General features: G+C 72.8%; 2 protein-coding genes, 1 tRNA gene and 1 pseudogene. All 4 read left to right on the top strand.

Annotation, left to right across the window (positions count from 1 at the left end):
* Positions 1-194, top strand: a pseudogene (locus EAO70_RS13475) (hypothetical protein); the annotation flags it as partial.
* A gap of 197 nt (positions 195-391) precedes the next feature.
* Positions 392-2725, top strand: a complete 2334-nt coding sequence (locus EAO70_RS13470; protein ID WP_148003228.1) for a DEAD/DEAH box helicase — start codon at positions 392-394, stop codon at positions 2723-2725.
* 194 nt (positions 2726-2919) lie between these two features.
* Positions 2920-2992: transfer RNA gene (locus tag EAO70_RS13465), tRNA-Lys, on the top strand.
* A 154-nt stretch (positions 2993-3146) separates the two neighbouring features.
* Positions 3147-4562, top strand: a complete 1416-nt coding sequence (locus tag EAO70_RS13460; RefSeq protein WP_148003467.1) for a diacylglycerol/lipid kinase family protein — start codon at positions 3147-3149, stop codon at positions 4560-4562.
* Position 4563: the final 1 nt, after the last annotated feature.

Here is a 4563-nt window from a genome sequence, read left to right as displayed (position 1 = left end):
CCGTGGAGCCGACGCCCGAGCCGACTCCCGAGCCGACCGCGGAACCGACGCCCGAACCCACGCCCGAGCCCACCTCCAACCCGACCGATCCGCCGTCGCCCGGACCGGACACCCAGCTGGGCGCGATGCGCGCGGCGGACGGCCCGGACGTGTCCCCCGAGCCGGTGGCGTCTCCGCAGGTCGGACCGGTGTGACCGAGTCCGATTTGCCATAGGTGGGGGAGGGTGCGTATGGTGGTAGATCGTTTGATCCCATTGCCCGGCGCCGACACAGAAGAGCGCCGTGTGGCGCGTACTCTCCCTAGCCGTGGCTGACCGCATTGAGGCGGTCGTTTGCGAAATCACGGAGTTGACGGGCGCGTGCCGAGACTCCGGAAGGTTTCGCATTTCGCATGTCCATTTTCAGTTCTGACCACGCCGTCATGCCCGAGAACGACGAGATCGTCGAGGCCGTAGAGGCCACCGAGATCGTCACGACGGCCGTCATCGACGCCGACGAGCTCACCGACACCCTCGACGACCTCGAGCTCGACCTCGACGCGGACGACTCCGCCGAGGAGCCCGCCGAGCCCACCGTCACCTTCGGCGACCTCGGTCTGCCGGACGGCGTGGTGCGCAAGCTCGCGCAGAACGGCGTCACCACCCCCTTCCCGATCCAGGCCGCGACCATCCCGGACGCCCTGGCCGGCAAGGACATCCTCGGCCGTGGCCGCACCGGCTCCGGCAAGACCCTCTCCTTCGGTCTCCCGCTCCTGGCCGGTCTGGCAGGCGGCCACACCGACAAGAAGAAGCCCCGCGGCATCATCCTCACGCCGACCCGTGAGCTCGCGATGCAGGTCGCGGACGCCCTCCAGCCCTACGGCGACGTGCTCGGCCTCAAGATGAAGGTCGTCTGCGGCGGTACGTCCATGGGCAACCAGATCTACGCCCTGGAGCGTGGTGTCGACGTCCTCGTCGCCACCCCGGGCCGTCTGCGCGACATCATCAACCGCGGCGCCTGCTCCCTCGAGAACGTCAAGATCGCCGTCCTCGACGAGGCCGACCAGATGGCCGACCTGGGCTTCCTGCCCGAGGTCACCGAGCTGCTCGACCAGATCCCCGGCGGCGGCCAGCGCATGCTCTTCTCCGCCACCATGGAGAACGAGATCGGCACCCTGGTCAAGCGCTACCTGGCCGACCCGGTCACCCACGAGGTCGACAGCGCCCAGGGCAACGTCACCACCATGACCCACCACGTCCTCGTCGTGAAGCCGAAGGACAAGGCGCCGGTCACGGCCGCCATCGCCGCCCGCAAGGGCCGCACCATCATCTTCGTCCGCACCCAGCTGGGCGCGGACCGCATCGCGGAGCAGCTGCGCGACGCCGGTGTGAAGGCCGACGCGCTGCACGGCGGCATGACCCAGGGCGCCCGTACGCGGACCCTGGCCGACTTCAAGGACGGCTACGTCAACGCGCTCGTCGCGACCGACGTCGCCGCCCGCGGCATCCACGTCGACGGCATCGACCTGGTCCTCAACGTGGACCCGGCCGGCGACCACAAGGACTACCTGCACCGCTCGGGCCGCACCGCCCGTGCCGGCCGCTCCGGCGTCGTGGTCTCCCTGGCCCTGCCGCACCAGCGCCGCCAGATCTTCCGGCTGATGGAGGACGCGGGCGTCGACGCCTCGCGCCACATGGTCGGCGGCGCCGGCGCGTTCGACCCCGAGGTCGCCGAGATCACCGGCGCCCGTTCGCTGACCGAGGTCCAGGCCGACTCGGCGAACAACTCGGCCAAGCAGGCCGAGCGCGAGGTCGTCGACCTCACCAAGCAGCTGGAGCGCCTGCAGCGCCGCGCCGTCGAGCTCCGCGAGGAGGCCGACCGCCTGGTGGCCCGCGCCGCCCGCGAGCGCGGCGAGGACCCCGAGGCCGCCGTCGCCGAGGTGACCGAGGCCGCCGAGGCCGAGGTCGCCGCCGCGGCCGTCGAGGCCGAGCGGGTCGCCCGCGTCGAGGAGCAGCGCCGCGAGGAGCGTCCGGCCCGCGACGAGCGGGGCAACTACGAGCGTCGTGACCGTGGCGGCTTCAACCGCGACGACCGCGGCGGCTTCCGGGGTGGCGACCGCGGCGGCGACCGCGGCGGGTTCCGTCGTGACAACGACCGTCCGTCCGGTGGCTTCCGCCGTGACGACCGTCCGTCGGGCGGTTTCAACCGTGACGACCGCGGTGGCCGTTCTTTCGAGCGTCGTGACAACGACCGTCCGTCCGGCGGTTTCCGTCGCGACGACCGTCCGTCGGGCGGTTTCAACCGTGACGACCGCGGTGGCCGTTCTTTCGAGCGTCGTGACAACGACCGTCCGTCCGGCGGTTTCCGTCGCGACGACCGTCCGTCGGGTGGTTTCAACCGTGACGACCGCGGTGGCCGTTCTTTCGAGCGTCGTGACAACGACCGTCCGTCCGGCGGTTTCCGTCGCGACGACCGTCCGTCGGGTGGTTTCAACCGTGACGACCGTGGCGGCCGTTCTTTCGAGCGTCGTGACAACGACCGCCCGTCCGGCCACCGGGGCAGCGACCGTCCGTTCAACCGCGACCGTCGCGACGACCGCCCCTCCGGCGGCTTCCGCTCCGGTGGCGGCGACCGCCCGTACGGCCGTCGTGACGACCACCGCGGCACGGGCACCGGCACCGGCACCGGCTCGGCCGGCGGCTTCAGCCGCCGCGACGACAAGCCGCGCTGGAAGCGCAACGGCTGATCGTCCGTAGGACCCGCACAGGGCCCGTACCCCACTCTCGGTGGGGTACGGGCCCTGCGCCGTGGACCGGCCCGATCGCGCCGGTCCACGGCACGCCCGAGGCCCACGTGAGGGACGGTCACCCGAGCCGTAGGCGGATACCCGATCGGTTCGGGGGATCTCTCGGGCTATGCTGCACGGGTGTGCTTGTCCACGGGCCGTTAGCTCAATTGGCAGAGCAGCGGACTTTTAATCCGTTGGTTGTGGGTTCGAGTCCCACACGGCCTACGTGTGGCAGGCGGGGGTTTCGGCCTCCGGACTGCCGAGGAGCGCCCCGACCGGTTTCGACCGGTCGGGGCGTTTCCGTACCCGGGGCGCGGTGCGTGGCACCGTGGGCGAGTCTGGTTCGTGGACGCTGAGCGTGGAGGTGGGGACCGTGACGGTGAACGGATCCGGGGATCCGACGGACCAGGCGCGGCTGCTGGCGCGATGGGCGCTCGGCGCCGCGGTGGCGGCGGTCGTGCTGCTGTTGTCGGGACTCGGCGGCGCCGGGGTGCTGGTCCTGCTGGGCGCGCTCGTCGGGCTCGCCTGCTCGGCCGTGGGCATCTGGTGGTTCCTCGCCCACCGCGGGGCGCTGCGGGTGACCGGCGCCCTGCTCGCCGTCGGCGCGCCGATCGCCGTGCTCGTCGTCTACGTCGTCTGGGGCCCCTGGCTGACCGCGCTCCTCGCGCTCGCGCTGTGGAGCGTGGCCCTGGTCTGCGCCCGGACCTCACTGCGTCTCATCCGGGGCCGGAGCGGGCCGAAGGCGCTCCCGCGGGGCGTGCGGCGGCCCCGGCCCCGGCGGGCCGTGCTGATCATGAACCCGACGTCCGGGGGCGGAAAGGTCGCCCGCTTCAAGCTCGTCGAGCGTGCCGAGAAGCTGGGGGCGCGGGTCGTCCTCATCGACACGGCCACCGAGGCCGACGTCACCGCCATCGCCCGGCAGGCCGTGGCCGACGGCGCCGACCTGCTCGGGGTGGCCGGCGGGGACGGCACCCAGGCCCTGGTGGCGGCCGTGGCCGCCGAGCACGACCTGCCGTTCCTCGTCATCTCCGCCGGAACCCGCAACCACTTCGCCCTCGACCTCGGGCTCGACCGCACCGACCCGTCGACCTGCCTGGACGCCCTCGTCGACGGCGAGGAGTTCCGCGTCGACCTCGGCTCCGTCTCCGGGCGCCCGTTCGTCAACACCGTCTCGTTCGGCGTGTACGCCGACGTCGTCCAACTGCCCGAGTACCGCGACGCCAAGGCCGGCACCGCGGTCGAGGTCCTGCCCGACCTCCTCCAGGGCGGGGGCGGCGACCGGCTCGACGCGATCGCCGACGGCGTTCCGCTCCCCGCCCAGCAGGCCCTCCTCGTCAGCAACAACCCGTACGCCACGACCGATCCGCTCACGGCCGCCGCCGCCCGCAGACCCCGCCTCGACGGCGGGGAGCTCGGGGTGATCGCCATCCGGGTCGACGGGGCCGCGCAGGCCGCCGAGATGGTCGTACGGGGTACCCAGGCGAGCGGCCTGAACGTCCTGACGGCCGCCCGGGTGGAGGTGACGGGCAAGGCCGCGGCGCCCGTCCCCGCACCCGCCTCGGCGCTCGTCCCGGCGCCGGCCCGGCCTCCCGGCGAGCCCGGCACGATCGCCGTCGCCGTCGACGGCGAGGCGCTGATGCTCCCCACCCCCGTCGTCTGCACCCTCCGTCCCCGAGCCCTGCGCGTGCTCCTGCCGCGCCGGCGGCCCGGGGTCATCGAGCCCCAGCCGCCACTGGACTGGCGGCGCGTCACCGAAATCGCCTTCCAGCCCACTTCGAGGAGGAGCAGTTCATGAC

Source organism: Streptomyces sp. adm13(2018) (assembly GCF_008042145.1).
Taxonomy (GTDB): Bacteria; Actinomycetota; Actinomycetes; order Streptomycetales; family Streptomycetaceae; genus Streptomyces.
Note: the sequence above shows the minus strand (reverse complement) of the source record. Positions and strands in the feature narration are given on the sequence as shown.

Excerpts from the sequence above, each read along its gene's own strand:
- EAO70_RS13470 (WP_148003228.1), top strand. The coding sequence starts at position 392 with ATGTCCATTTTCAGTTCTGACCACGCCGTCATGCCCGAGAACGACGAG.